At 63.5% G+C, this 25,474-nt stretch carries 22 protein-coding genes; 21 read left to right on the top strand and 1 reads right to left on the bottom strand.

The features are described 5' to 3' along the window. Positions 1-12: 12 nt before the first annotated feature. Positions 13-2,112, bottom strand: coding sequence for a bifunctional rhamnulose-1-phosphate aldolase/short-chain dehydrogenase (locus M1D43_RS10520; protein WP_010968714.1), 2,100 nt, complete (start codon positions 2,110-2,112; stop codon positions 13-15). 200 nt (positions 2,113-2,312) lie between these two features. On the opposite strand from M1D43_RS10520, the gene M1D43_RS10515 reads away from it, so the two are divergent. The 21 genes from M1D43_RS10515 to visR all read left to right on the top strand — a co-directional run bounded on the left by M1D43_RS10515 (position 2,313) and on the right by visR (position 25,467). After that, entirely contained in the window at positions 2,313-3,125 is an 813-nt protein-coding gene (locus M1D43_RS10515) for a DeoR/GlpR family DNA-binding transcription regulator (RefSeq protein ID WP_153313139.1), read from the top strand. Between the two features lie 113 nt (positions 3,126-3,238). After that, positions 3,239-4,228, top strand: a complete 990-nt coding sequence (rhaS, locus tag M1D43_RS10510; protein ID WP_004436001.1) for a rhamnose ABC transporter substrate-binding protein — start codon at positions 3,239-3,241, stop codon at positions 4,226-4,228. 189 nt (positions 4,229-4,417) lie between these two features. Continuing rightward, positions 4,418-5,929 (top strand): sugar ABC transporter ATP-binding protein, encoded by a 1,512-nt coding sequence (locus tag M1D43_RS10505; RefSeq protein WP_003529960.1) that lies wholly within the window; start codon positions 4,418-4,420, stop codon positions 5,927-5,929. Beyond that, positions 5,926-6,906, top strand: coding sequence for an ABC transporter permease (locus M1D43_RS10500; RefSeq protein ID WP_014528983.1), 981 nt, complete (start codon positions 5,926-5,928; stop codon positions 6,904-6,906). Before M1D43_RS10505 ends, M1D43_RS10500 begins: the two co-directional genes overlap by 4 nt. Next, positions 6,906-7,910: an ABC transporter permease gene (locus tag M1D43_RS10495; RefSeq protein WP_003529958.1), complete on the top strand. Its 1,005-nt coding sequence runs from the start codon at positions 6,906-6,908 to the stop codon at positions 7,908-7,910. The genes M1D43_RS10500 and M1D43_RS10495 overlap by 1 nt, the downstream gene beginning before the upstream one ends. A gap of 10 nt (positions 7,911-7,920) precedes the next feature. After that, positions 7,921-8,235: an L-rhamnose mutarotase gene (gene rhaM / locus M1D43_RS10490; RefSeq protein WP_003529957.1), complete on the top strand. Its 315-nt coding sequence runs from the start codon at positions 7,921-7,923 to the stop codon at positions 8,233-8,235. Continuing rightward, the gene (locus M1D43_RS10485; protein ID WP_153313138.1) at positions 8,232-9,620 is read left to right on the top strand and encodes an FGGY-family carbohydrate kinase; all 1,389 of its coding nucleotides are present in this window, start codon (positions 8,232-8,234) and stop codon (positions 9,618-9,620) included. Before rhaM ends, M1D43_RS10485 begins: the two co-directional genes overlap by 4 nt. Before the next feature lie 706 nt (positions 9,621-10,326). Then, entirely contained in the window at positions 10,327-11,928 is a 1,602-nt protein-coding gene (locus M1D43_RS10480) for a globin-coupled sensor protein (protein WP_318853551.1), read from the top strand. Positions 11,929-11,953: 25 nt separating this feature from the next. Next, on the top strand, positions 11,954-12,247 hold the full coding sequence (locus M1D43_RS10475; RefSeq protein ID WP_014528987.1) for an STAS domain-containing protein: 294 nt from the start codon (positions 11,954-11,956) through the stop codon (positions 12,245-12,247). A 3-nt stretch (positions 12,248-12,250) separates the two neighbouring features. After that, positions 12,251-12,616 (top strand): response regulator, encoded by a 366-nt coding sequence (locus M1D43_RS10470; RefSeq protein ID WP_003529950.1) that lies wholly within the window; start codon positions 12,251-12,253, stop codon positions 12,614-12,616. Positions 12,617-12,636: 20 nt separating this feature from the next. Further along, entirely contained in the window at positions 12,637-14,913 is a 2,277-nt protein-coding gene (locus M1D43_RS10465) for a chemotaxis protein CheA (RefSeq protein WP_127539875.1), read from the top strand. A 5-nt stretch (positions 14,914-14,918) separates the two neighbouring features. After that, entirely contained in the window at positions 14,919-15,386 is a 468-nt protein-coding gene (locus tag M1D43_RS10460; protein WP_014528989.1) for a chemotaxis protein CheW, read from the top strand. Then, a complete protein-coding gene (gene cheR / locus M1D43_RS10455) occupies positions 15,383-16,291 on the top strand; it encodes a protein-glutamate O-methyltransferase CheR (protein WP_003529944.1) in 909 nt (302 codons plus the stop codon). Before M1D43_RS10460 ends, cheR begins: the two co-directional genes overlap by 4 nt. Further along, the gene (gene cheB / locus M1D43_RS10450) at positions 16,288-17,337 is read left to right on the top strand and encodes a protein-glutamate O-methylesterase CheB (RefSeq protein WP_127539874.1); all 1,050 of its coding nucleotides are present in this window, start codon (positions 16,288-16,290) and stop codon (positions 17,335-17,337) included. Before cheR ends, cheB begins: the two co-directional genes overlap by 4 nt. Further along, positions 17,337-17,726, top strand: a complete 390-nt coding sequence (locus M1D43_RS10445) for a response regulator (RefSeq protein ID WP_003529938.1) — start codon at positions 17,337-17,339, stop codon at positions 17,724-17,726. Before cheB ends, M1D43_RS10445 begins: the two co-directional genes overlap by 1 nt. After that, on the top strand, positions 17,723-18,274 hold the full coding sequence (gene cheD / locus M1D43_RS10440; RefSeq protein ID WP_003529934.1) for a chemoreceptor glutamine deamidase CheD: 552 nt from the start codon (positions 17,723-17,725) through the stop codon (positions 18,272-18,274). Before M1D43_RS10445 ends, cheD begins: the two co-directional genes overlap by 4 nt. A 29-nt stretch (positions 18,275-18,303) precedes the next feature. Then, complete coding sequence (gene cheT / locus M1D43_RS10435; RefSeq protein ID WP_153313137.1) at positions 18,304-18,678, top strand: chemotaxis protein CheT; 375 nt, start codon at positions 18,304-18,306, stop codon at positions 18,676-18,678. Positions 18,679-19,398: 720 nt separating this feature from the next. Beyond that, positions 19,399-20,577 (top strand): IS110 family RNA-guided transposase, encoded by a 1,179-nt coding sequence (locus tag M1D43_RS10430; RefSeq protein ID WP_498813947.1) that lies wholly within the window; start codon positions 19,399-19,401, stop codon positions 20,575-20,577. Between the two features lie 908 nt (positions 20,578-21,485). Next, entirely contained in the window at positions 21,486-23,159 is a 1,674-nt protein-coding gene (gene fliF / locus M1D43_RS10425) for a flagellar basal-body MS-ring/collar protein FliF (RefSeq protein ID WP_010968722.1), read from the top strand. 818 nt (positions 23,160-23,977) lie between these two features. Next, positions 23,978-24,715, top strand: a complete 738-nt coding sequence (gene visN / locus M1D43_RS10420; RefSeq protein ID WP_153313095.1) for a transcriptional regulator VisN — start codon at positions 23,978-23,980, stop codon at positions 24,713-24,715. An 11-nt stretch (positions 24,716-24,726) separates the two neighbouring features. Further along, positions 24,727-25,467, top strand: coding sequence for a transcriptional regulator VisR (gene visR / locus M1D43_RS10415; protein ID WP_003529926.1), 741 nt, complete (start codon positions 24,727-24,729; stop codon positions 25,465-25,467). Positions 25,468-25,474: the final 7 nt, after the last annotated feature.

Below are 25,474 nucleotides of genomic sequence, written 5' to 3'. Positions count from 1 at the left end.
GGAGCCTCCCTATCAGCGGGTGAAGGACTGGGCATTGCCCGCGTCGACATTGACGATATTGCCGGTGGACTTCGCCGACATGTCGGAAGCGAGGAAGTAGATCGCCTCGGCGATATCTTCCGGGAAGACGCTGAGCTTCAGCATCGAGCGTTCGCGGTAATGCGCCTCCAGCTCGTCGACGTCCATCTTGTAGGCTGCTGCCCGCTGCTCCTTCCATTCGCCGGTCCAGATCTTGGAGCCGCGCAGAACCGCGTCGGGATTGACCACGTTGACGCGGATCTGCGCCGACGCTCCTTCGAGCGCCAGGCAGCGGGCGAGGTGGATTTCGGCCGCCTTCGCCGTGCAATAGGCCGACGCCCCGGGAGAGGCCGCAAGCCCGTTCTTCGAGGCGACGAAAACGACATTGCCGCCGGCCTTCTGGTTGCGGAAGATGCGGAAAGCCTCGCGCGAGACCAGGAAGTAGCCGGTCGCGAGAATGTCCATGTTCTTGTTCCAGAGCGCCAGCGTCGTGTCCTCCACGGCCGCCGAAGTGGCGAGGCCGGCATTGGAAACGAGAATATCGAGGCCGCCGAAGGCAAGCAGCGCGTCGCCGAAGCCCGATTCGACGGCTGCCTCGCTCGTGACGTTCATGTTGACGGAACGGACGAAGTCCTTGCCGTATCGGGTGGAAAGCTCCGTCTGAGCAGCTTCGAGCGCCGTCTCGTCGATATCGGCAAGCACCACGCAGGCGCCCTCCTGCATCAGCCGGTTGGCCGTCGCCTTGCCGATGCCGCCGGCGCCGCCGGTGACGAGCGCGATGCGCCCGGCAAGGCTCTTCGGCTTCGGCATACGCTGCAGCTTGGCTTCTTCGAGCAGCCAGTATTCGATATCGAAAGCTTCCTGCTCCGGCAGCCCGACATAGGTCGACACGCCGGACGCGCCGCGCATCACGTTGATCGCATTGACGTAGAACTCTGCCGAGATGCGCGCCGTCGCCTTGTCCTTGGCGAAGGTGATCATGCCGACGCCCGGCACCAGATAGACCACCGCGTTCGGATCACGCATGGCCGGGCTGTCGGCGCGCTTGCAGCGCTCGTAATAGGCAGCGTAGTCGGCGCGATAGGTGGCGATCGCCTCGGGCAGGCCCGCAAGGGTATTGCCGACATCCGGCTGCGCCGGGTCGAAATCGACGACCAGCGGCCGGATCTTGGTGCGCAGAAAGTGGTCGGGGCAGCTCGTGCCGAGCGCCGCCAGCGGCTCGAGGCTGGTCGAAGTCACGAAATCGAGCACCGCCTGACTGTCGTCGAAATGACCGACCTTGCTTTCCCCCGCGCTGATGAGACCGCGGATCACCGGCATCAGCTTCTTGGCGATGGCGGCGCGATCGGCGGCGGCGAGCACCGGTTTGGACCGGCCGCCGAAGGCGGGACCCGTGTTCTCGGTCTCGAACCAGGCGATGGCGCGGTTGATGATCTCGATCGTCGTCTCGTAAGCCTCCTTCGCCGTGTCGCCCCAGGTGAAGAGGCCGTGGCTTTCGAGCACGACGCCGCGCGCATCCGGGTTCTCCTGGCAGAACTTTTCAAGCCAGAGCCCGAGTTCGTAGCCAGGCCGCTTCCACGGCAGCCAGCCGATCTCGTCGCCGAAGATCTTGCTCGTCAGTTCCCTGCTGTTCTTCGAGGCGGCGATGGCGATGATCGCATCCGGATGCATGTGGTCGACATGCGGCTTCGGAACATAGGCGTGCAGCGGCGTGTCGATCGAGGCGGCGCGGGGGTTGAGGTTGAAAGTGCAATGGGGCAGGTAGCCGACCATCTCGTCTTCGAATTCGACGCCGCGATAGATGCCCTTCAGCGCGCGGAGCTTGTCCATGTAGAGGGTGGAGAAGCCATCCATCTTGATCGTGCCGACGTCGCCGCCGGAGCCCTTGACCCAGAGGACCTCGACAATTTCGCCGGTCAGCGGATCCTTTTCCATGACCTTGGCGGAGGTATTGCCGCCGCCGTAATTGGTGATCCGCTTGTCCGATCCGAGGAGGTTCGAACGGTAGAGGAGCTTTTCCGGCTCGGTCATTCCTGCCGCCTTGCCGTCGTCCCAAAGATTGGCAAGGCGCGCGCCCTGGTGCTTGTCGAGCATGTCCAACTCCTCCCGCTGATCTGGCTGCCGCAACATGAACCGCGGCCATATGATTGGCACCAGATCACACGGTGATTACGCGGATGTCAATCAAAAACGATCAAAAACGTTCATGATGCGCCGCACAATGGAAAAACATGATTGATTGTGATTGACAATGCTCGGAATGGATGGAAGCATGCGGAGCATCGGAGGAGCGCATGCACGAGAAAGAAAGACACAGGATCATCCTGTCGGCGGTGCAGGAAAAGCCGGTCGCAACCGTGCCCGAATTGGTGGATCTCACCGGCAGCTCGGAGGCGACGATCCGCCGCGACATCGCGGCGCTGCATGTGCAGAAGCGGCTGCGCCGCGTCAGGGGCGGTGCCGAAGCGATCAACCCTCCACAGTTCGTAGGCCTTGCCGGCCGTCCCTTCCGGGTGAACGAAGGTCTGCATGCGCGGGAGAAGCAGGCGATCGCCCGGGAAGCGGTGGCGCTCTGTCAGGACGGCGAGCCGATCATCATCAATGGCGGCACCACGACCTTTCAGATGGTGCATTTCCTGGCCAATCGCCGGATGCAGGTCTTCACCAATTCCTTCCCGATCGCCGAACACCTGCTCAAGCATTCAAAGAACACCGTGATGCTGTCGGGCGGGACGATCTATCGCGAGCAGAACATCATATTGAGCCCCTTCGAGAACGACGTGACGCGCAACTTCTATGCGCGGCGCATGTTCATGGGGGCGCAGGGGCTGGGGCCTCTCGGGCTGATGGAGGCCGATCCGCTGCTGATCCAGGCCGAGCAGAAGCTGATCGACCAGGCCGACGACCTCGTCGTGCTCGTCGACTCCTCGAAATTTCACAGGCGCTCGAGCCTCATTCTGTGCGGCCTCAAGCGCATCGCCACCGTCATTACCGATTCAGGTATCGAGGACAGACATGCCTCGATGCTTGAGAATGCCGGCGTCAGCCTGATCGTCGCCACTCAGAGCGCAAAGGCCGACGCCGAAAAGGCTTCGACATCCGCATGAAGCATGGGGAGAGGAGCTGATGTCCCGAGCTTCCGGGTGAAGATCGGGAAATGATTGTTCGGGCAGGAAGACGCAGCCACTCCGGATGCGGGCCCATGGGAGGAGAAAAAACGATGAAAGTCCTGAAATCATTGATGGTGACGGCCGCCGTCGCCGTGGCGCTGATGGCTAATGCCGCTCATGCGGAAAACAAGAAGATCGCGCTTGTCGTCAAGGCACTGGGCATCGGCTTCTTCGAAGCCGCCAACAAGGGCGCTCAGGAAGCGGCCAAGGAACTCGGCGACGTCGAGATCATCTATACCGGCCCGACCTCGACGACGGCCGAAGGCCAGATCGAAGTGATCAACTCGCTGATCGCGCAGAAAGTCGATGCGATCGCGGTTTCGGCCAACGACACGGACGCGCTCGTCCCGGCACTGAAGAAGGCGATGGACCGCGGCATCAAGGTCATCTCCTGGGATTCGGGTGTGGCCAAGGAAGGCCGCTTGATGCATCTCAATCCGTCATCGAGCCCGCTGATCGGCAACATGATCATCAAGCTCGCCGCCGACAATCTGCCCGAAGGCGGCGATGTCGCAGTGCTCTCGGCCTCCGCAACGGCGACCAATCAGAATACGTGGATCGCCGAAATGAAGAAGGTCCAGGGCAACTACAAAGGCATCAATGTGGTCGCCACCGTCTATGGCGACGACCTGGCCGACAAGTCCTATCGCGAGACGCAAGGGCTCATCCAGTCCCATCCGAACCTGAAGGCCATCATCGCGCCGACCTCCGTCGGCATCGTCGCCGCGGCGCAGGCCGTGACCGACGCCGGCAAGATCGGCCAGATCAACGTCACCGGTCTCGGCCTTCCCTCCGAAATGGCCGGACACGTGAAGTCCGGCGCCTCGAAGTCCTTCGCCATCTGGAACCCGATCGACCTCGGCTATTCGGCAACGATGATCGCCTATGACCTCATCAACGGTGCCGAAGCCAAGCCCGGCGCGGAACTCAAGATGGGCCGCATGGGCACGGTCAAGCTCGACGAGAACAACGAAGGCGCCATGGCCGACCCGTTCGTCTATGATGCCTCGAACGTCGAGGAATTCGCGAAGATCTTCTGATCGTGCTGGGGTGTTTGCCCCTCATCCGGCCTGCCGGCCGCCCTCTCCCCGCCTGCGGGGAGAGGGCTAGTCCTCAGGTTAAACCCGAGGAGAGGGGCAGCCTCATGTGATCGAGGGCTTGGCCGCCACCCAATTGAAACGACTGAACTGGTGGATCCACTCTTGTTGCAGGACACAACCACATCGCGGATGAAGCCCGCCATTGCGCTTGAAGGCATATCGAAGTCCTTTCCGGGCGTGCGCGCTCTTTCCGATGTCTCGCTCGCTCTCTATCCCGGCTCGGTGACGGCGCTCGTCGGCGAGAACGGCGCCGGCAAGTCGACGCTCGTCAAGATACTGACCGGCATCTATCAGCCTGATGCGGGCACCATCCGGCTCGGCGACACGGAGACCACCTTTCCGACCGCCCTTGCGGCGTCCCGCGCCGGGGTCACGGCGATTCATCAGGAGACGGTGCTCTTCGACGAGCTCTCCGTCGCGGAAAATATCTTTCTCGGCCACGCACCGCGCAACCGCTTCGGCCTCATCGACTGGAAGCAGCTCAACGCCGACGCTCAGGCCCTGTTGCGCCGCGCGGGCGCCGATTTCGACCCGACGATCCGCCTGCGCGATCTCGGCATCGCCAAGAAGCATCTGGTCGCGATCGCACGGGCGCTTTCGGTCGATGCGCGCGTCGTCATCATGGACGAGCCGACGGCCGCGCTGTCGCACAAGGAAATTCACGAGCTCTACGATCTGATCGAACGGCTCAAGGCCGACGGCAAGGCCGTCCTGTTCATCAGCCACAAATTCGATGAGATCTTCCGCATCGCAGACCGCTATACCGTCTTTCGCGACGGGGCGATGATCGGCGAAGGGCTGATCGCCGACGTCAGCCAGGACGATCTCGTCCGCATGATGGTCGGCCGCGCCGTCGGCTCCGTCTATCCGAAGAAGGAGGTGACCATCGGTCAGCCGGTGCTTACCGTTTCCGGTTATCGCCACCCGACCGAATTCGAGGACATCAACTTCGAACTCAGGCGCGGCGAGATCCTGGGTTTCTATGGTCTGGTCGGCGCCGGGCGTTCGGAATTCATGCAGTCGCTGATCGGCATCACCCGGCCGTCCGCCGGTGCCGTGAAGCTCGATGGCGAGGTGCTGGTCATCCGCAGCCCGGCGGAGGCGATCCGCGCCGGCATCGTCTATGTGCCGGAAGAGCGCGGACGGCAGGGGGCGATCATCGGCATGCCGATCTTCCAGAATGTGACGCTGCCCTCGCTTTCACACACCTCGCGCTCGGGCTTCCTGCGGCTTGCCGAGGAATTCGCGCTGGCGCGCGAATACACCTCCCGCCTCGATCTGCGGGCCGCCGCGCTCGATCAGGACGTCGGCACGCTTTCCGGCGGCAACCAGCAGAAGGTGGTCATCGCCAAGTGGCTCGCGACCCGGCCGAAGGTCATCATCCTCGACGAGCCGACCAAGGGCATCGACATCGGCTCCAAGGCCGCCGTTCATGCCTTCATGAGCGAGCTTGCGGCGCAAGGCTTGAGCGTCATCATGGTGTCCTCGGAAATTCCCGAGATCATGGGGATGTCTGACCGCGTCATCGTCATGCGCGAGGGGCGCGTCGCCGGAAGATACGAGCGGTCTGAACTGACCGCTGAGAAGCTGGTGCGGGCCGCCGCAGGCATCGAAACGCAAGCCGATGGGAGGGCCGCATGATGGCCAGGCTCCTCAAGAACCGAGAAATCCTGCTCGTCGTCGCGATTGCCGTGCTGCTTGCCCTGATCGCCTTGCGCTTTCCGGCTTTCGTGGCTCCGTCCAATCTCGCGCGCGTCTATAGCGACACCTCTATCCTCGTCATCCTGGCGCTCGGGCAGATGGCCGTCATTCTCACCCGCTGCATCGATTTGTCGATGGCGGCCAACCTCGCGCTCTGCGGCATGGTCGCGGCCATGTTGAACAACGCCTTTCCCGGCTTGCCGATACCGCTCATCATTGTCGCCGTCATGGCGCTGGGCGGCTTCCTCGGGGCGATCAACGGCACGTTGGTCTGGAAGCTCAATATTCCCCCGATCGTCGTCACGCTCGGGACGCTGACGATCTATCGCGGCCTCATCTTCGTGCTGACGAACGGCAAGTGGATCAATGCCCATGAGATGAGCGACGCCTTCAAGGCGCTGCCGCGGCTGGATGTGGCCGGCATGCCGGTGCTTTCCTGGCTCTCGCTCGTCATGGTCGCGCTGATGTTCCTGGTCATGGGTCGCACGCCGCTCGGGCGCGCCTTCTATGCCGTCGGCGGCAATCCGCACGCAGCCGTCTATACCGGCATCGATGTCGGACGCACGCGCTTCTTCGCCTATTGTCTCTCGGGCGCGCTTGCGGGTCTGTCGGGCTACCTCTGGGTATCGCGCTATGCGGTCGCCTATGTGGACATCGCGGCCGGCTTCGAGCTCGACATCATCGCGGCTTGCGTCATCGGCGGCATTTCGATTGCCGGCGGCATCGGCTCGGTGGCGGGCGCGGTCCTCGGAGCGCTCTTCCTCGGCGTGATCAAGAACGCTCTGCCGGTCATCAATATCTCGCCTTTCGCGCAACTGGCGATATCCGGAACGGTCATCATCATCGCGGTCGCCGTCAACGCCCGCGCCGAGCGGCGCAAGGGCAGGGTCATTCTCAAGAAAGCGGAGGCGGTCTGATGGCGGACGCGCAAATTTCTCCCCGCAACATTCCCGATCGCCTGCAAGGAGGCGGCGCTCGCCTTCTGAAGAGCTGGGAAGCGCTGCTCTTCGTGGTCGCCATCGTGATCTTCCTCGGCAATTCGCTGGCGTCGCCCTATTTCCTCGATCCGTGGAACCTCTCCGACGCTACGTTCAACTTCACCGAGAAGGCGATGATCGCCTTCGCCATGGCGCTGGTGATCATCTCCGGCGAGATCGACCTCTCGGTCGCTTCCATCATCGCCCTTGCCTCGACCGCCATGGGCTATGCCGTGCAACTCGGTTTCGACACGCCGGCGCTCGTCGCGATCGGCCTTGGCGTCGGTCTCCTCTGCGGTCTCGTCAACGGGCTCCTGATCACGGGCCTCGGCCTGCCGTCGATCGTGGTGACGATCGGCACCATGAGCCTGTTTCGCGGCCTGTCCTTCATCGTGCTCGGCGACCAGGCCTTTACCGGCTATCCCGAGAGCTTCGCCTGGTTCGGCCAGGGCTATGTCTGGTGGGTTTTCTCCTTCGAGTTCACGCTCTTCGTCGTGCTCGCCGTCATTTACGGAGTCCTGCTGCACAGGACGAATTTCGGCCGTGCCGTCTATGCCATCGGCAACAACCAGACGGCTGCACTCTTTTCCGGCGTTCGGGTCGGGCGGGTCAAGTTCACGCTCTTCCTGCTGACCGGCCTCATGGCCGGGCTCGCCTCCGTCTGCCTCACTTCGCGGCTCGGCTCCACACGGCCCTCGATCGCGCTCGGCTGGGAGCTCGAGGTCGTGACCATGGTGGTGCTCGGCGGCGTCAATATCCTCGGCGGCTCCGGCACGATACCCGGCGTCGTTCTGGCGGCGCTGATCATGGGCATGGTCACCTTCGGCTTCGGCCTCCTGAACGTGCCCGGCATCGTCATGTCGATCTTCATCGGCCTGCTCCTGATTTCGGTGATCGCGCTGCCGATCCTCTGGCAGCGCGCCCGCCGCCGTCCCGTTCATTGAGATGCAAGTCATGGAAAAATATGCCTTCCGCATGCGGCTCCATCCCGGCAAGGCCGCCGAATACCAGGCGCGTCACGACGCGATCTGGCCGGAACTGGTCACGCTCCTGAAGGACGCCGGTGTCTCCGATTATTCGATCCACCTCGATGAGGAGAACTGCCTGCTTTTCGGCGTGCTCTGGCGGTCGGACGATCACAGGATGGGCGACCTGCCGTCGCATCCGGTGATGCGGAAATGGTGGGCCCATATGGCCGATATCATGGAGACCCGCGCCGACAACGAGCCGGTCGCCGTGCCGCTCAAAACCGTCTTCCACCTCAAATGATGATGAAAACCGTCGCCGTCATCGATATCGGCAAGACAAACGCCAAGGTCGCACTGGTCGATCTCGAGCGCTTCGAGGAAATCGCCGTGCGCAAGTCCGGCAATGGCGTGAGCGACGACGGGCCCTACCCGCATTTCGACACCGAGCGCCTTTGGCGTTTCGTTCTTGACAGTCTAGCGGCGCTTCACCGCGAGCACCCGGTGGAAGCGATTTCGGTGACCACGCACGGCGCGACCGCCGTGCTGCTCGACGAAGCGGGCGAACTCGCCTTGCCGGTTCTGGACTATGAATTCACCGGGCCGGATGCGCTCGCGGAGGAATATGAGAAGGCGCGCCCTCCCTTCACGGAGACCGGTTCGGCTCGCCTGCCGATGGGGCTCAATGTCGGCGCTCAGCTCTTCTGGCAGCAGCGCATGTTTCCGGAGCATTTCGCCCGCGTCGCGACGATCCTCACCTATGCGCAATATTGGTCCTACCGCTTGACGGGGGTCAGGACGAACGAGTTGACCTCGCTCGGCTGCCACACCGATCTCTGGAACCCGAAGGCGGCAACCTTCTCGTCGATGGTCGACGAGCAGGGCTGGCGCCATCTCTTTGCGCCGGTGCGAAGGGCGGGCGACGTGCTTGGTCCCTTGCTTCGGCAGGTTGCGGATGAGACCGGTCTGCCACCGGAAACGCCGGTCCACTGCGGCATTCACGATTCCAACGCTTCGTTGCTGCCGCATCTCATTACGCGCCAGGCGCCATTCTCCGTAGCCTCGACCGGGACCTGGGTCGTGATGCTCGCGGTCGGCGCCGAGCCCGTGAAACTCGACGAGCGGCGCGACACGCTCATCAACGTCAACGCACTCGGCGATCCGGTGCCTTCGGCCCGCTTCATGGGCGGGCGCGCCTATTCCCTGCTGATCGGCGACGATCCGCCGACGGCCTCGCCGGAGGCGGAAGCGAGTGTCCTGGAGCAAGGGCATATGCTGCTGCCGTCGCTGCCGGGTGGTTCAGGGCCGTTTCCGGCTGCGAGGCCCCATTGGACGGCGGACGAAGACAAGCTCGCTCCCGCCGAACGGCTCGCGGTCGTCTCCTTTCATCTTGCACTGATGACGGCGACCTGCCTCGATCTGATCGGCGCAAGGGGCGAGATCCTGGTCGAGGGGCCGTTTGCCTTGAACGACGCCTATCTGAGGATGCTTGCGGCCGCCACCGGCCGGCCGGTGCTCGCCAACAGGCTGAACAGCACGGGAACGAGCCTTGGCGCCGCCTGCCTCGTCGCGGGCGCCCGCGTCAGGACGGGGGCCGAGGCGATACCGGCCGCCAAGCCGGACGCCTATGCGGCTTATGCCGAGGCATGGCGCCGGCGCACTGCCGCGCATGTCCGGAGCGATCCGTAAAGGAATCTCAGAAGACGGAAGTTCTGCTCGTTGCGCGGCCGTGCTCAAGATTGACGACGATCGATATCGCCGCCATTGCGAGCGTTGCGGTGATGATGGCGCCTATTCCAAGAACAATCATTGTTCACGTCCCGTGGTGCACCGTCATGATGCCGCCCTGTGCCTGAAGATGCTACTCAACGCGTATTTCGCGCCATTACACCTGCATGTTTTGAATCGCAGACGACACAAGAAACATGCAGCACTTCAAATGCTCTAGCGACCTCTGCCCGTCCGATGAGAGACGCATGGCGCTGTATGCTTCGATACTGAACGGCAAGTAGATCCGCAATTCTAAACTCTCATCATTGAAAACCTGTGGCTGCGTTCAAAGAAAACGTTGCATCGATAGTGGACGGCAAAGCTCCGGTTGAATTTTAGCGATTCCGGTTAAGAGGCAGGAGGCATTAACTTTCAAGCAAGGAATTAACCATAAACATGGTCCAACACGTCGGAATAGGAAGTCTCGACTTCTCCTCAAGGCATGATGCCGCACCGCCGTACCGGTTTCGGTCCGGTATCCACTTTCACTGAAATCACTGTGGGACGGACGATGGCGGGCGCTTCCGGGCGCGCTGCTCTCATCGGGTGGGCGTGACCGGCCGCAGGCGGCGACCCTTCCCCAGCGGATTTCGAATGCGGGACGCATCAGCAGCCGGGGACCAGCGTGAAACAGGAAGCGTCAGAACAGGCGAGAAAGGGCCAGGCGGGCAGCCTGCTGGAACGCCTGCGCTTTGCCGGTCTCGACGAGGATGCCTGCGCGCTGCTGCGCGATCACCGCCAGGCTCTTTCGCCACGCATCGAACTGGCGCTGCGAGCCCTCTCGCACCGCCTGCAGGCGAGCCCCGATGCGGCGCGCCACTTCGACAGCGACCGCCAGATCGACCGCCTGCACGATCTTCAGTCGTCGCACTGGAACGTGCTCACGGACGCCCGTTTCGACGGGCTCTATGCCGAGCGCGTGAAGGTGCTTGCCGATACCGAAAGTCGCATGGGTCTCGACCCGCGCTGGCAGATCGCCAGCCACGCGATCGTGCTCGAGCACCTTATCCTCGGTGCGATCGAGGATGCCTGGCCGAAATCGATCCTCTCTCTCGGCAAGGCACGCAGGAGGGAACTCCGCGACCTCGTCGCCGCTCTCGTGCGCGCCGCTTTCGTCGACACGGAAATTGCGGTTTCGCTGCGTTTCAACGCGCTGCGCCAGCAGCACCAGCGCCAGCTTTCGGAGCAGCGCCGGGACGACGAAAGCGAGTTGAAGACACTCTTCGCGGATTTTCTTCGGGCTCTGGGGGAGGGCGACCTGACCGCGCGTCTTCCGGAAGATGCGCCGGATACCTACCAGCCGATCGTGGCGGGCCTCAACACGGCATTGGGCCAGATCAGGGATGCGCTGCACGCGGCCGACAAACGCGCCACGGCGGCCGAGGCCATCGTCTCGGACCTGCGCGGCAGTGCCGCCGAATTCTCAGGCAATGCCGGCGCAGAAGCGAAAGCCATCGACCAGCATCTCGTGAGCCTCGGCACCGTAACCGAGCGGATCCGCACCGGAGCGATCCGGATCGGCGAGACCGAGGCCCAGGCAAGCCGAACCCGCATCGCGGTGGAGCGCAGCGGCGAGATCGCCGGCCAGGCGATCTCGGCCATGGCGGACATCGAGGCTTCTGCCGAGAAAATCGGTCAGATCATCGGCGTGATCGACGAGATCGCCTTCCAGACCAATCTCCTGGCGCTCAATGCGGGCATCGAAGCCGCACGGGCCGGCGAAAGCGGCCGCGGTTTCGCGGTCGTCGCACAGGAGGTGCGTGCGCTCGCGCAACGCTCCGGCGAAGCGGCGCGCGAGATCAAGCAACTCGTGACCGGAACCAAGGGACAGGTCGTGGCCGGCGTCGAGATCGTCGGCCGGACCCAGCACGCGATCAGCAGCATCGCCGAACAGGTAGTCTCCATAAACGAGGCCGTCACCGGCATTGCCCGCGAGGCGGAATGTCAGGTGAACGATCTCGCCTCCGCAACCTCGGAGATCGGCGGGGTCGCGCAGGCGATGAACCGAAGCGCCGCACTCGCGGGCGCGGCCCTCGCGTCCACCGACGATCTTCACGGCGTCATCGTGGAACTGGGCGAGACCGTCCGTCGCTTTCATCTCGACCGTCAGGCGAGATCGGCCGCGAGCTTCGCCCCGCGGATGAGGATAGAGGCTCCGGAAGACGAGACCACGAGCCCGTTCGGCGAAGTCACGTCCGAACGTCATCTGGCCGGATGGCGGCGCTAGGTAGAGCATTTCAAGCGAGGGAAAAATGGCCAGCAGAAACTCCGCACGAAACACGCTGATGCTCGCTCCGGTTTTGGACCTGAACGAGGCAACGGTGCTGCATGAAAGGCTCCTGGCACTGAAAGGCGGCGCCGTGGCGATCGACGCGTCCGCGGTCGAGCGCGTTGGGGCGCTTTGTGTCCAGGTGCTCATGGCCGCCGCGAGAAGCTGGGAAGCGGATCGCCTGTCTTTCACCTTTGCCGAGGTGTCCGACGCTTTCATCAAGACGACACAGCTCATCGGGGCGGACATCGGTCCCCTGATGGCAAAGGAGATTTGAGCAATGAAGAAGAGAGTTCTGACTGTCGACGATTCCCGGACGATCCGGAACATGCTTCTCGTCACCCTCAACAATGCCGGATTCGAAACGATCCAGGCGGAGGATGGCGTCGAGGGCCTCGAGAAGCTCGATACGGCCAACCCCGACGTGATCGTAACGGACATCAACATGCCGCGCCTCGACGGCTTCGGCTTCATCGAGGGTGTGCGCAAGAACGATCGCTACCGTGCGGTGCCGATCCTCGTGCTGACCACCGAGAGCGATGCGGAGAAGAAGAACCGCGCGCGGCAGGCGGGCGCCACCGGCTGGATCGTCAAACCCTTCGACCCGACCAAGCTGATCGATGCCATCGAGCGCGTAACGGCCTGAAATCCGGGGACAGCCATCCAATGGATATGAACGAAATCAAAGAGATTTTCTTCCAGGAATGCGAGGAGCAACTCGCGGAACTGGAATCGGGTCTCCTCAAGCTCAATGACGGCGATCGCGATCCGGAAACGGTGAATGCCGTTTTCCGTGCGGTCCATTCCATCAAGGGCGGCGCCGGCGCCTTCGGGCTCGACGATCTCGTCTCCTTCGCGCATGTGTTCGAGACGACGCTCGACTGCGTTCGATCCAACAGGCTGGAACCCAATCAGGACGTCCTGAAAGTCATGCTGAGATCGGCGGACGTGCTTGCCGATCTCACCAACGCCGCGCGTGACGGCGGCGGCGTCGACGAGGCGCGCAGCCGGCAACTGATCAAGGAACTCGAAGCGCTCGCCAACGGCGAACTGCCGCAAGCCGCCGCCGAGTCCGCGCCGAAAACGGCGCCGGCCGGCGTTGCCCCGGCTGCTCCGGTCGTCAACGAGGAAGGCTTCCAGCCCGTTGCCTTCTCCTTCGACGATTTCGAGACAGGCGACGAGCCGACGATCGAACCGTCCACCTATGAGATCGTCTTCAAGCCCAAATCGGATCTTTATTCCAAGGGCAATGACGCCACGCTGCTCCTGCGCGATCTCTCGCGTCTCGGCGAAATGAGCATCCATTGCGACATGGACACTCTGCCGCCGCTGGACCGGATGAATCCGGAGCAGGCCTATTTCTCCTGGAAGATTTCGCTCACAACCGACAAGGGCGAAGAGGCGATCCGCTCCGTGTTCGAATTCGCCGAGTGGGATTGCGAGCTCGACGTCGCGCTCGCCGGCGGTACGGTCGGGATGGACGAAGACCTGCCGATGCAGCCCGTCCCCTTCGACCTTTCGATCCTCGAGGACGAAGCCCAGGCGCCTGCCGGGGAAGAGGACCGGGCCGCCGCCAGCGAGGGCGACCCCCGGAATGCGGCCGTCGCGGCGGCGCAGACGGCGAGCAACGTCCTGCAAATGGCGCAGTCCACGGCGCGCGTCTCCACGGAGAATGCCCGCAATTCCCAATCGGCATCGGCGGCACAGGCTGCCGCCCAGCAGGCCGCTTCCGCCGCGACCCCGACCATTCGCGTCGATCTCGATCGTGTCGACCGCCTGATCAACCTCGTCGGCGAACTCGTCATCAACCAGGCGATGCTGTCGCAGAGCGTGATCGAAAACGACACCAACGGCACGTCGTCGATCAATATGGGCCTGGAGGAACTGCAGCAGCTTACGCGCGAAATCCAGGACAGTGTCATGGCGATCCGCGCTCAGCCGGTCAAGCCGGTCTTCCAGCGCATGTCCCGCATCGTCCGCGAAATCGCCGACATGACCGGCAAGTCCGTCCGTCTCATCACCGAGGGTGAAAATACGGAAGTCGACAAGACGGTCATCGACAAGCTCGCCGAGCCACTCACGCACATGATCCGCAACGCGGTCGATCACGGCCTCGAGACGCCCGAAAAGCGGGTTGCCGCGGGCAAGAGCCCGGAAGGAACCGTGCGGCTCACGGCCAAGCACCGCTCCGGCCGCATCGTCATAGAGCTTGCCGACGACGGCGCCGGCATCAATCGCGAGAAGGTGCGCCAGAAGGCGATCGACAACGATCTCATTGCCGCGGACGCAAACCTTTCGGACGAGGAGGTCGACAACCTGATCTTCCACGCGGGTTTCTCCACGGCCGACAAGATCTCCGACATTTCCGGCCGCGGTGTCGGCATGGATGTCGTCAAGCGCTCCATCCAGGCACTCGGCGGCCGCATCAACATCTCTTCGAAGCCGGGCCAGGGCTCGATCTTCACCATGAGTCTGCCGCTGACGCTCGCCGTTCTCGACGGCATGGTGGTGACCGTCGCCAACCAGACGCTCGTCGTGCCGCTGACGGCAATCGTCGAGACGCTGCAGCCGGAGGCCTCCGCGATCCACAGCTTCGGTTCCAGCCAGCGGCTGATCTCGATCCGCGACTCCTTCTGCCCGCTCGTAGACGTGGGCCGCATCCTGAACTTCCGCGGGGCACAGGCCAACCCGGTCGAAGGCGTGGCGCTTCTCGTCGAATCCGAAGGCGGCGGCCAGCGCGCGTTGATGGTCGATGCCATCCAGGGCCAGCGCCAGGTGGTGATCAAGAGCCTCGAAGCCAACTACACCCATGTGCCCGGCATCGCCGCGGCCACAATTCTCGGCGACGGGCGCGTGGCACTCATCCTCGATGTCGACGCCATCGTCGCTGCGTCGCGCGGGCAATCCCTGAAACCTGAAATGTCTCTTGCTGCAGCCGGATAATTCCCATGACCAATGCCGCAAAACATCTGACCAATGGCGGACGGGAGCTGATCGCCTTCCGCGTCGGCGACCAGGAATTCTGCGTCAACATCATGTCGGTGCGAGAAATTCGCGGATGGACGCCGGCGACCCCGATGCCGCATGCGCCCGCCTACGTGCTCGGCGTCATCAATCTGCGCGGCGCCGTGCTGCCGATCGTCGATTTCTCCGCCCGGCTAGGCATGAAGGCGGCCGAGCCGACGGTTCGGCACGTGATCATCGTCGCGCAGGTCAAGAGCAGGGTGGTCGGCCTGCTGGTCGACGCCGTTTCCGACATTCTCACCGTCTCCGATCGCGATATTCAGCCGACGCCGGACATCGCGTCCGATTTCGAGCGGAGTTTCGCACGCGGCGTGTTGGCGATAGAGGGGCGCATGATCTGCCTCGTAGAGCTCGACTCGGTCTTCCCGAGCGAGGAAAGGGAGGCGGCATGAGGGTCCAGGCCAACATCGATCAGAGGCCGTATCCGGACGAATGTCTCGCGAGCGGAGAATATCCGCTGACCCGCCGCGATCTCACCGAGATCGCCGCGATGATCTACGCGGATGCCGGCATCTATCTCAACGAATCCAAGGCATCGCTCGTCTATTCGCGGCTTTCGAAGCATATCCGCAATCTCGGACTGAAGGGGTTCCGCGACTACTGCCAGCTCGTCGCTTCGCCTGCCGGTGCGGCGGCGCGCCGCGACATGCTTTCGCATCTCACGACGAATTTCACCCGCTTTTTCCGCGAGAACCATCATTTCGAGCACCTGAAAACAGACGTTCTGCCTGGTCTTATCGCCCGCGCGAAGAACGGCGGTCGCGTCCGCATCTGGTCTGCTGCGTGTTCGGATGGCCAGGAGCCCTATTCGATCGCGCTGACGGTGTTGTCTTTGCTGCCCAATGCTGCGGACTACGACTTCCGCATCCTCGCGACCGATATCGACCCGAAGATCCTGGCGCTGGCGCGGGCCGGCGCCTACGATGCGACGGCGCTCGAGACGGTGAACCCTGCCATGCGCAAGCAATGGTTCAGCGAGGTCGAAGCCGGCGGCCGCCGCAAGTGGCAGGTCGACGATCGCGTCAAGCGGCTGATCACCTTCAACGAACTCAATCTCATGGCGCAGTGGCCGATCAAGGGGCCGTTCGACGTGATCTTCTGCCGCAATGTCGTGATCTATTTCGACGAGCCGACGCAGATGAAGATCTGGTCGCGCTTCGCCGGTGTGCTGGACAATGGCGGGCACCTCTATATCGGCCACTCGGAACGTGTGTCGGGGGATGCCAAGGCGCTGTTCGACAATATCGGCATCACGACCTATCGCCATACCGGCAAGTTCCACGGGGGCCGGGCATGAGCGCTCCCGCACGTGTTCTCGTCGTAGACGACTCGGCCACCATGCGCGGCCTCATCTCCGCCGTGCTCAATGCCGATCCGGACATTGCGGTCGTCGGTCAGGCTGCCGACGCGCTCGAGGCGCGTCAGGCGATCAAGCAGCTTGACCCCGATGTCGTGACCCTCGACATCGAGATGCCGAACATGAACGGCCTCGAATTCCTCGACAAGATCATGCGGCTGAGGCCCATGCCGGTGATCATGGTCTCGACGCTGACCCATAGGGGCGCCGAAGCGACGATCGCCGCGCTCGAGATCGGCGCCTTCGACTGCGTCGGCAAGCCCCAGCCGGGGGATACGCATCCGTTCCGCGATCTCGCCGAAAAGGTCAAGGCGGCCGCGCGTTCGCAGCGCAAGTCCATGATCACCAGCAACAGGGCGGCCGCGCCGGCGGCGACAGCCGTTTCCGACTACCGGGCAGGGCGCAAGATCGTCGCGATCGGAGCCTCGACCGGCGGGGTCGAGGCGCTGATCACGGTCTTGCAGAAGTTCCCGGCGAATTGTCCGCCGACGGTGATCACGCAGCACATGCCGCACACCTTCACCAAGAGCTTCGCCGAACGGCTGAACCGGCTTTGCGCCCCGACGGTCCAAGAGGCGACGGATGGCGCGCGGCTCGAGGTCGGCAGGGTCTATCTGGCGCCCGGCGGCGAACGCCATCTTGAGGTCCATAATGCCGCAGCACCCTGCTGCCGACTGGTGGATCATCCGCCGGTCAACGGACATCGTCCCTCGGTCGACGTGCTGTTCGATTCCGTCGCCGAACTGGCGGGCCGGAACGCCATCGGGGTGATTCTCACCGGAATGGGCCGCGATGGCGCCGCCGGTCTCCTGAAATTGCGGCATGCCGGAGCACGCACCTTCGGTCAGAACGAAAAGACCTGTGTCGTCTACGGCATGCCGCGCGTCGCCTATGAATTGGGCGCGGTCGAAACGCAGCTCCCCCTCGGATCGATCGGGGAGGAGATTTTGAAGACGGCGGCTGCCCGAAAAGAAGGAATCGAATAATGTCTCTCGCCGAAAAGATAAAAGTTCTGATCGTCGACGATCAGGTCACGAGCCGTCTGCTCCTGGGCGACGCACTGCAGCAGCTCGGCTTCAAGCAGATCACCGCGGCCGGTGACGGGGAGCAGGGCATGAAGATCATGGCTCAGAATCCCCATCATCTAGTGATCTCCGATTTCAACATGCCGAAAATGGATGGGTTGGGCCTGCTCCAGGCGGTGCGTGCAAACCCCGCCACCAAGAAGGCGGCCTTCATCATTCTGACGGCACAGGGCGACCGCGCGCTGGTGCAGAAGGCGGCTGCGCTCGGCGCCAACAACGTGCTGGCAAAGCCGTTCACGATCGAAAAGATGAAAGCCGCGATCGAGGCCGTGTTCGGGGCGCTGAAATGAACACCGAGGCTGCCGGGAGGCGCGTCCATGTCATTCAGGGCGAGTTCAAGGTCGTCAACGATCCGGATATCGTGCTTTCGACCATTCTCGGTTCCTGCGTGGCCGCCTGCATGCGCGATCCGGCGGCCGGCGTCGGCGGCATGAATCACTTCCTGCTGCCGGGTTCGGCGACGTCGCCGAGTTCCGGCGCGGACGCCACGCGCTACGGCGTGCACCTGATGGAGCTTCTCATCAACGGCCTTCTGAAGCAGGGGGCGCGCCGCGACCGGCTGGAGGCGAAAATCTTCGGCGGCGCCAGGACGATTGCGCGTTTCTCGAACGTCGGCGAGCAGAATGCCGCCTTCGCACGCCAGTTCCTGATGGACGAGGGTATCCGAATCGTCGGCGAAAGCACCGGCGGCGACCACGGGCGCAAGCTCGAATACTGGCCGTCGTCCGGGCGCGCGCGCCAATATGCCCTGACAGGCGTCGAGGCACAGCGGGCGCTTCAGATGGACCAGAGGCCCGCCGTGCCGAAGCCGGCCGAAAGCCCCATCGAATTCTTCTGATCATACCGGCCGAGGCCATGTGAGGAACAATGCAGAAAGACCACAACCAGCCTCACGCGGAAGAATCGCTGCCGGACGTGCTGATGCGCGTCGTCACGGAGCTCCACGACGTCGCCTATCTGATCGAGCGCATAGAGCCCCAACTCATGAGCGATGACGGCCCCGGCGCGGACAGGATCATGGTGCTGCAGGGCATCGACCTCGCGGTGCAGAAGGCGCGCGGGCTCGCGGAGTTCATCGATACCATCACCGCCTCCATTCCCGACACCTGCCTGGTCGACGTCACCACCGCAGTCAGCCTCGTCAAGCTTGCCGACATGAAGAAGGCGCTCGGCAGCGGTATCCTCCGGCATGGGCATTCGCAGCCGCTGACCAAGGCGGCTGGCGACTTCGAGGCCTTCTGAGGCGTGCGGTCGCCCGCCCCTCACCCTAACCCTCTCCCCGCGCGCGGGCTAGGGCCTGTATACATCTGACCCTCCCGCGGGACCATTGCCTTGGGGCAGACGACATTGGTTTGACCTTCGCATGCCCAAAACGATGCCACGGGCAGAACGCAGAAGGGGAAGCGGGCCCCGCCGCAAATATTCTCCCTCCTTGTGGGGACGACAAGCGGCTTGACCTTCACCTATCCCAAACGATGCCATCGGCAGACCGCAAAACTGGAAGCCAGCCGGTTTCTCCCCACGGCTCGGCTCCCGCCAGAGGAGCAGATATGTATATACCCTAGCGCAGGCAGGGAGAGCGGACATGTGGAGCATGCCTCTTGTCCCTTCGCCCCGCTTGCGGGCTACGGCATGCACATATCTCTTGCGCGCCGGTGCGGCGGATACTGCTCATGAAAGGGATCCCTCGGGGACCCAACCGCCTCAACCCCGCTCGGTCGGGGTTGCCCCTCAACCGGCTGCCGCCACCTTCTCCCCGCAGGCGGGGAGAAGGGATATGCCGCGCCCACTCGCTCCCTCGGGCGGATGGTGAATGCGGGGTTCAGTTGGCGCCGCTTGTCCCTTCTCCCCGCCTGCGGGGAGAAGGTGCCGGCAGGCGGATGAGATTCCATGAGGGGGTGGATAGCGCCGCGGCTTTTGCCAAAGTGGTGGTGTTACCAACCCAGCACCTTGGAGGGTCTCATGGCTGTGATTACACGAAGCCCCGATTGCACGGGCACTATCCGCACTGATCTTGGCGCAATTTTCGTTTCATTGGAACTGTCGCGGTCGACATGGCTGGTGACGTCGCTGTCGCCGGGCGCGGGCGAGAAGATGTCGCGGCACCAGGTGGATGGCGGCGATCTGGCCGGGCTTCTCGAACGCTTCGCGACGCTCAGGCGCAAGGCCGAGGCGCGCACCGGTCGCCGCTTTCCGGTGATCGTCGTCCAGGAGGCCGGTCTCGACGGCTTCTGGATCCACCGGGCTCTGGAGGCCGAGGGGATCGAGAGCCATGTCGTCGATCCTGCCTCGATCGCCATGCCGCGGCGGCGCCGGCGGACGAAGACGGACCGGATCGATGGCGAGATGCTGGTGCGCACGCTGCTGGCCTTCAAGCGCGGCGAGCCGCGCGTCTGCGCGATGGTCAAGGCGCCGACGCCGGAGCATGAGGATCGCCGCCGGCTGGTGCGGGAGCGCCAGGAATTGACCGCCGAGCGCGTCCGCGCGGTCAACCGCATCAAGGGCCTGCTGTTCGCCCAGGGGATCCGCGACTACCGGCCGCTGCGCCGCGACCGCCGGCAGCGCCTGGCGGAGCTGCGCGGCGGCGACGGGCGTGCGCTCGGGCCGCATCTGCAGGCGCAACTCGCGCGGCTGCTCGAGCGGCTGGAATTGCTTCTTGAGCAGTTGAAGGCGCTGCTGGCGGCGCTCAAGGCACTGGCGGCCGAGGCGCAGGCGGCCGCCGCCGGGACGGACGCCGCCGTCATGGCGCGGCTACTCGAGATCAAGGGCATCGGCCTGGGCTTTGCCAGCGTCCTCTTCACCGAAGGCCTGTTCCGGCCGTTCGCCAACCGCCGGCAAGTAGCCGCCTATGCCGGACTGGCGCCGACGCCCTGGCGAAGCGGCACGATCGATTACGAGCAGGGCGTCTCCAAGGCGGGCAATCCGCGGCTGCGCGCGACGCTGATCCAGCTGGCCTGGCTGTGGCTGCGCCATCAGCCGCAGACCGCACTCAGCCGCTGGTTCCACGACCGGGTCAGGCAGAACGGCGGCCGCTTCAAAAAGGTGATGATCACAGCGCTGGCGCGCAAGCTTCTCGTGGCGGTGTGGAAATACGTCACCCAAGGCGTCGACATCGAGGGCATGGCGATGACCACCGCCTGATGCCGCTGCACGCTTTCTCCGCAGCCTGATCGGCTTCGGAGAATCCGGGTGAACGAACCGACTGCCCCTTGGCAGACAACGCCGTGGATGAGACTGGTCCCGTTCTCCCGAGCCCTCCCGCTGCAAGCGGAAGATTGGTGCAGCCGCCGGCCGGCGGCGACCGTATGTGAGGTTATGCGCCGAACGGCCCGTCCGACGCGCATGGTGACAAGGGCTCCCCGGCTTCTCGCGAAAACGAGCGCAGGCAACGCGGCAATGCCTCGACACACGGGCATGCAACCACGGACCCGACACGCCATCGTGGGATCGGGGGTGGATCGCCGCAAGGGCAAGCCGCTGCGCGGCCGGCCGATGGCCGACCCTTGCCCCGATCCACCCCCGATCCCAGAAAAACGCACAAGGTCGGGACGAGAGGAAGACCGCACCCGTCGAACAACGAGGAAAGTCCTCTTACACGGCAGGGATTGACAGCGAATTCCTCATGTGAGGGGCGGGTGACCGCTAATGCCAATGTTAGCGCATACGGGTTTGATCCCGAGGACCCATCCGCAAGCCTCGCCACTGCTGGAAATACAGATGCCGCCACTCCGGAGTAAGTCCGCGAAGGGCTGGACAACAAGAGATATGTGCATGCCGTAGCGCTTGCGGGGGGAAGGTGCCGGCAGGCGGATGAGGGGCGGCCGCGCGACCGGAGCGGTGCGCTGCGCGACAGTTCGCCGATGCCTGCCCTTCGCCAAGTTCGCGCAAGTTTCGTGGCCTAGCTTCGCTTCCGGGGCTGGTAGATTCGCGGCTAATGCAGAACGGCTGAGCGCAGGCCGTTTTTCCAGCAAACCCGAATGTTGGATCTGCGCAGGGTACCGACCGGATAATCGGAGCGGGTGCCTTGCGATACTGGGTGCGGAAACAGAATGAATCTGTTCGATCAATTCTCGACGTTCACGAAAAATCTGAGCAATCTCGGACAAGGAAAGCTCATTGCGCTTGCCGTGGCTGGCGTCGTGGCGATCGGCTTCGTCCTCGGTGCCGGTATCTATGTCAACCGGCCGTCCTTCGAGACGCTCTATGTCGGTCTCGAACGCAGCGACGTCACCCAGATCAGCATTGCGCTTGCGGAGGCCAATGTCGACTTCGAAGTCGGCACCGACGGCGGCAGCATCCAGGTGCCCGTCGGCATGACCGGCAAGGCCCGTCTGCTGCTTGCCGAGCGCGGCCTGCCGAGCAGCGCCAATGCCGGTTACGAGCTCTTCGACAATGTCGGTTCGCTCGGGCTGACGTCCTTCATGCAGGAAGTGACCCGCGTTCGGGCGCTCGAGGGCGAAATCGCCCGCACGATCCAGCAGATTTCCGGCATCGCCGCCGCACGCGTCCACATCGTCATGCCGGAGCGCGGCAGCTTCCGCAAGGCAGAGCAGACGCCGACGGCCTCGGTCATGATACGGGCAAGCGCCACGGTCGGCCGTAGCGCTGCGTCCTCCATTCGGCATCTGGTCGCGTCTTCCGTGCCGGGCCTCGATGTCGACGACGTCACCGTCCTCGATTCGACCGGCCAGCTGCTCGCATCCGGCGACGACCCGTCGAACAGCGCGCTCAATCAGTCACTCGGCGTCGTCCAGAACGTCCAGTCCGATCTCGAAAAGAAGATCGACAATGCTCTCGCGCCATTCCTCGGGATGGACAATTTCCGCACCAGCGTCACCGCCAGGCTCAACACCGATGCGCAGCAGATTCAGGAGACGGTCTTCGATCCGGAATCGCGCGTCGAGCGCTCGACGCGCGTGATCAAGGAAGAGCAAAAGTCCAGCCAGCAGCAGCCGGACAATGCCGCCACGGTACAGCAGAACGTCCCCCAGGCGGCGCCGCGCGGCGGAGCCGGTCAGCAGTCGAGCGACGAGGCGGAGAAGAAGGAAGAGCAGACGAATTACGAGATCAACAGCAAGACGATCGCCACCGTCAAGAACAGCTATTCGATCGAGCGGCTGTCGATCGCGGTCGTCGTCAATCGCGGGCGCCTCGCGGCCATGGCCGGCGAACCGGCAGATCAGGCGAAAATCGATGCCTATCTCCAGGAGATGCAGAAGATCGTTTCCTCCGCCGCCGGGATAGATCCGGGCCGCGGCGACGTCGTGACGCTGAACGCCATGGATTTCGTGGAGACACAGCTCCTCGACCAGGCGGTGCCGGGCCCGGGGATCATGGAAATGCTGACGCGCAACCTCGGCGGCATCATCAACGCGCTCGCCTTCGTCGCGGTCGCCTTCCTGGTGGTATGGTTCGGGATGCGGCCGCTTGCCCGCCAGCTGGGCTTCGGCGGACAGGCGGGCAAGCTCGAAGGCGAAGCCGCCGGGCTCGAACTGCCGGACTTCTCGCCAGCCGGCGCCGGCGCAGGGGGCGCCCTCATGGAGGGCTTCGGCTCCGACTTCGGCTTCGACGGCGGCGACGACCTGCTCAATCTCGGCGACGAGGCCGGCTTCAACCGCCGCGTCAAGGAAGGGCCGGAGCGGCGCCTCGCCCGGATGGTCGAGATCAGCGAAGAGCGGGCAGCGAAGATACTGCGAAAATGGGCAGTCGACCGAGCGGCGTGAAAGATGCCGGCGGAAACCTGAATTGGAACGAAGTCCCGCCCAACAGGCGGGACTTGCCCGTTGCGAGCGCGCCTCGATCCGGCCCGCGCCGGCGCAGCGGGCCTTCCGGGAGTATTGGCGAGTCTAGCTCCGGCTGGCGATGACGCGGAGGAGTCTGGCTAAAGAATCCGCCCCGCGTCCGGAATCACGTCCGATGGCCGTCGGCAAATTTAAACCAAATTTTAATTAATTTAGATTCACGCGGCGCTCTCCGTGCTGCGGCTTGCGCAGCCCGTTACTCCGCGTTGTTTGCTGGTTCCGGAGTTGCATTAAAATATATCTTCGAAAGAGCTGAATATAATTTGGTGAGCAGACTTTCCGCATTCCCGGCGTTGCTATCAATGACCCCGGCAGGATTTGATGCATTTCGGCAACATTCCCCGGCTTAAAGTAAGTCTTGGATGAAGAGTTGAGGCGTCCGGCGAGCAACTGATCTGCAACGAAAAGGCGAACTCCCGTCCGATGTCACGGATTTTCAACTGCACGGCCACGCACAGCGATCGCCGGATGCCGTTAATAATCAATGCCTTGATTAGCGAATTGGTCGGAAAAGAAGCGCGCCCGGCCGCTCACGCATACGTGAATGCGCAGGGCAAGGTTGCCAAGTAATCGCGCAACGGGACGCCCTGTCTTTTTGGGGGCGGCGATGTACAGTTTAGCAATTGATTCGCGTCCTGATACTCGCTTGGTGGCAAGAATACCGGCGAAGCCGGCTGTCGGGGACGACAGGGCAAGCGTGACATTTCAGGGCGTCGAATCCGGCACGGGGGCTGAAAGTCATGGAAATGTCGCGGTCGGACGCAGTCTGGTCTTCGGAGACCGCTGCGCCGCGGGTGTGTGGACGCAAAATATCAAGGGAGCAACTGATCCGAAGGCTTGGGGAAGTGGCCTCGGGCGCGGGTCTCGGCAACGGATTGGCAGCGCTGACGGAGTATGTCGGCGCAACCCATTACCTTCTCGCCCGGCACGATGTCTCGCAGGACGGCGGACTTGATTTTGTCGTCTGTTCCGACTGGCCGTTCGACATCGTTCGGCGCCTTTCGGGGATCATCGCCGGGCTCCATGCGAAGATCACCGAACTGGAAAGGTGCCTCGCCCAACTGCAGCCGGCCTTCCATACGATGCCCGACGATATCGGCTTGCCGCGGGGGGTCAGCCGGAGCTATTGCGCCGTGACCTTCAGCGTGGGGCGCACGCGGTTCTCCTTGATGCTGCTCTTCCCCGAGGACGTGATCCTCTCCCAGGAGGCGCTGCGCGACATCGCGGTGCTTGCCGGCTATGTCGCCAGTCATAATATCAAAGCCGATGTGCGTCACGATAGGGAATGCGAACTGACCGAGCGCGAGCTCGAATGTCTGTTCTGGATTGCCGAAGGCAAGACGAGCGATGAGATCGCCGTCATACTCGGGATCTCCCGCAACACGATCAACAATTACATCACCAGCGTAATGCGCAAGACGGCGACGCGAACGCGGTCGGAAGCGATCGCCCACGCCGTGCGCAACAATCTGGTTTAGGAGCGGTGACGATGGCTTATCTCGCGACCGAAGATCGCGACGACGCCGGCCGGTCGGGCCGCAACGCCCGCGCGGCGCGGGCAGCGACTCTGGTGACGCGCTTGCAGGCCATGCAACGGCAGATCAACGCGAAGAATTTCGCCGTTCTGCGAACGAATGGCAGGGGCCTTCCTGCAACGCGCAAGCTCACCTGCGTCCTCCACAACTGGGGAGCCTCTTGCGAGGAAAACGCGCGTGATCTGATAATGCTCTATGGCGACGAACTGCTCCAGCATCTCGATCTTTCGTTGCTGCCGGTCCTCTGGAACGGTCAGGGCGAGCATCAGACCGCCGAAGTCTCGGATTTCGGCCCGTTCACACGGCGGCTGAGGGAGCGCAAGCTTCCCTATTCGGGCATCGCCTTTCCGATACGGCTTGGCGCGCAGGGCAATGGCTATGTGATGTTCGCCGGAAGCTACATCGATGCTTCGGGCGAACAGATCGTGGAGCTTCACGGCCGCAGCGCGCAGATCATGGCAGACCTCCTGGCCGCCGACGAGAAGCGTCTGTTCAAGGCGGAGGCCTTGAGCGATCGCGAAATCGCCTGCCTGCAAATGGCCGGCGACGGACATATCAGCGAGGAGATCGCCGAGAAGATGGGTCTCTCGGTGCACACGGTGAATGCCTATCTGGGGGCAGCGACGACGAAGCTCGACTCCGTCAACCGGATCCAGGCGATCGCCAAGGCGATCCGCCTCGGCTATATCAGCTAGCCAGCTC

This window comes from Ensifer sp. R1-3 (assembly GCF_056739175.1).
Note: the sequence above shows the minus strand (reverse complement) of the source record. Positions and strands in the feature narration are given on the sequence as shown.

Excerpts from the sequence above, each read along its gene's own strand:
- cheD (WP_003529934.1), top strand. The coding sequence starts at position 17,723 with ATGAACACCGAGGCTGCCGGGAGGCGCGTCCATGTCATTCAGGGCGAG.
- visR (WP_003529926.1), top strand. The coding sequence starts at position 24,727 with ATGGCTTATCTCGCGACCGAAGATCGCGACGACGCCGGCCGGTCGGGC.
- rhaS (WP_004436001.1), top strand. The coding sequence starts at position 3,239 with ATGAAAGTCCTGAAATCATTGATGGTGACGGCCGCCGTCGCCGTGGCG.
- cheT (WP_153313137.1), top strand. The coding sequence starts at position 18,304 with ATGCAGAAAGACCACAACCAGCCTCACGCGGAAGAATCGCTGCCGGAC.
- cheB (WP_127539874.1), top strand. The coding sequence starts at position 16,288 with ATGAGCGCTCCCGCACGTGTTCTCGTCGTAGACGACTCGGCCACCATG.
- M1D43_RS10505 (WP_003529960.1), top strand. The coding sequence starts at position 4,418 with ATGAAGCCCGCCATTGCGCTTGAAGGCATATCGAAGTCCTTTCCGGGC.
- M1D43_RS10520 (WP_010968714.1), bottom strand. The coding sequence starts at position 2,112 with ATGCTCGACAAGCACCAGGGCGCGCGCCTTGCCAATCTTTGGGACGAC.
- M1D43_RS10445 (WP_003529938.1), top strand. The coding sequence starts at position 17,337 with ATGTCTCTCGCCGAAAAGATAAAAGTTCTGATCGTCGACGATCAGGTC.
- M1D43_RS10500 (WP_014528983.1), top strand. The coding sequence starts at position 5,926 with ATGATGGCCAGGCTCCTCAAGAACCGAGAAATCCTGCTCGTCGTCGCG.
- M1D43_RS10495 (WP_003529958.1), top strand. The coding sequence starts at position 6,906 with ATGGCGGACGCGCAAATTTCTCCCCGCAACATTCCCGATCGCCTGCAA.
- M1D43_RS10485 (WP_153313138.1), top strand. The coding sequence starts at position 8,232 with ATGATGATGAAAACCGTCGCCGTCATCGATATCGGCAAGACAAACGCC.
- M1D43_RS10470 (WP_003529950.1), top strand. The coding sequence starts at position 12,251 with ATGAAGAAGAGAGTTCTGACTGTCGACGATTCCCGGACGATCCGGAAC.
- rhaM (WP_003529957.1), top strand. The coding sequence starts at position 7,921 with ATGGAAAAATATGCCTTCCGCATGCGGCTCCATCCCGGCAAGGCCGCC.
- cheR (WP_003529944.1), top strand. The coding sequence starts at position 15,383 with ATGAGGGTCCAGGCCAACATCGATCAGAGGCCGTATCCGGACGAATGT.
- M1D43_RS10430 (WP_498813947.1), top strand. The coding sequence starts at position 19,399 with ATGGCTGTGATTACACGAAGCCCCGATTGCACGGGCACTATCCGCACT.
- M1D43_RS10515 (WP_153313139.1), top strand. The coding sequence starts at position 2,313 with ATGCACGAGAAAGAAAGACACAGGATCATCCTGTCGGCGGTGCAGGAA.
- M1D43_RS10460 (WP_014528989.1), top strand. The coding sequence starts at position 14,919 with ATGACCAATGCCGCAAAACATCTGACCAATGGCGGACGGGAGCTGATC.
- M1D43_RS10475 (WP_014528987.1), top strand. The coding sequence starts at position 11,954 with ATGGCCAGCAGAAACTCCGCACGAAACACGCTGATGCTCGCTCCGGTT.
- fliF (WP_010968722.1), top strand. The coding sequence starts at position 21,486 with ATGAATCTGTTCGATCAATTCTCGACGTTCACGAAAAATCTGAGCAAT.
- M1D43_RS10465 (WP_127539875.1), top strand. The coding sequence starts at position 12,637 with ATGGATATGAACGAAATCAAAGAGATTTTCTTCCAGGAATGCGAGGAG.
- visN (WP_153313095.1), top strand. The coding sequence starts at position 23,978 with ATGGAAATGTCGCGGTCGGACGCAGTCTGGTCTTCGGAGACCGCTGCG.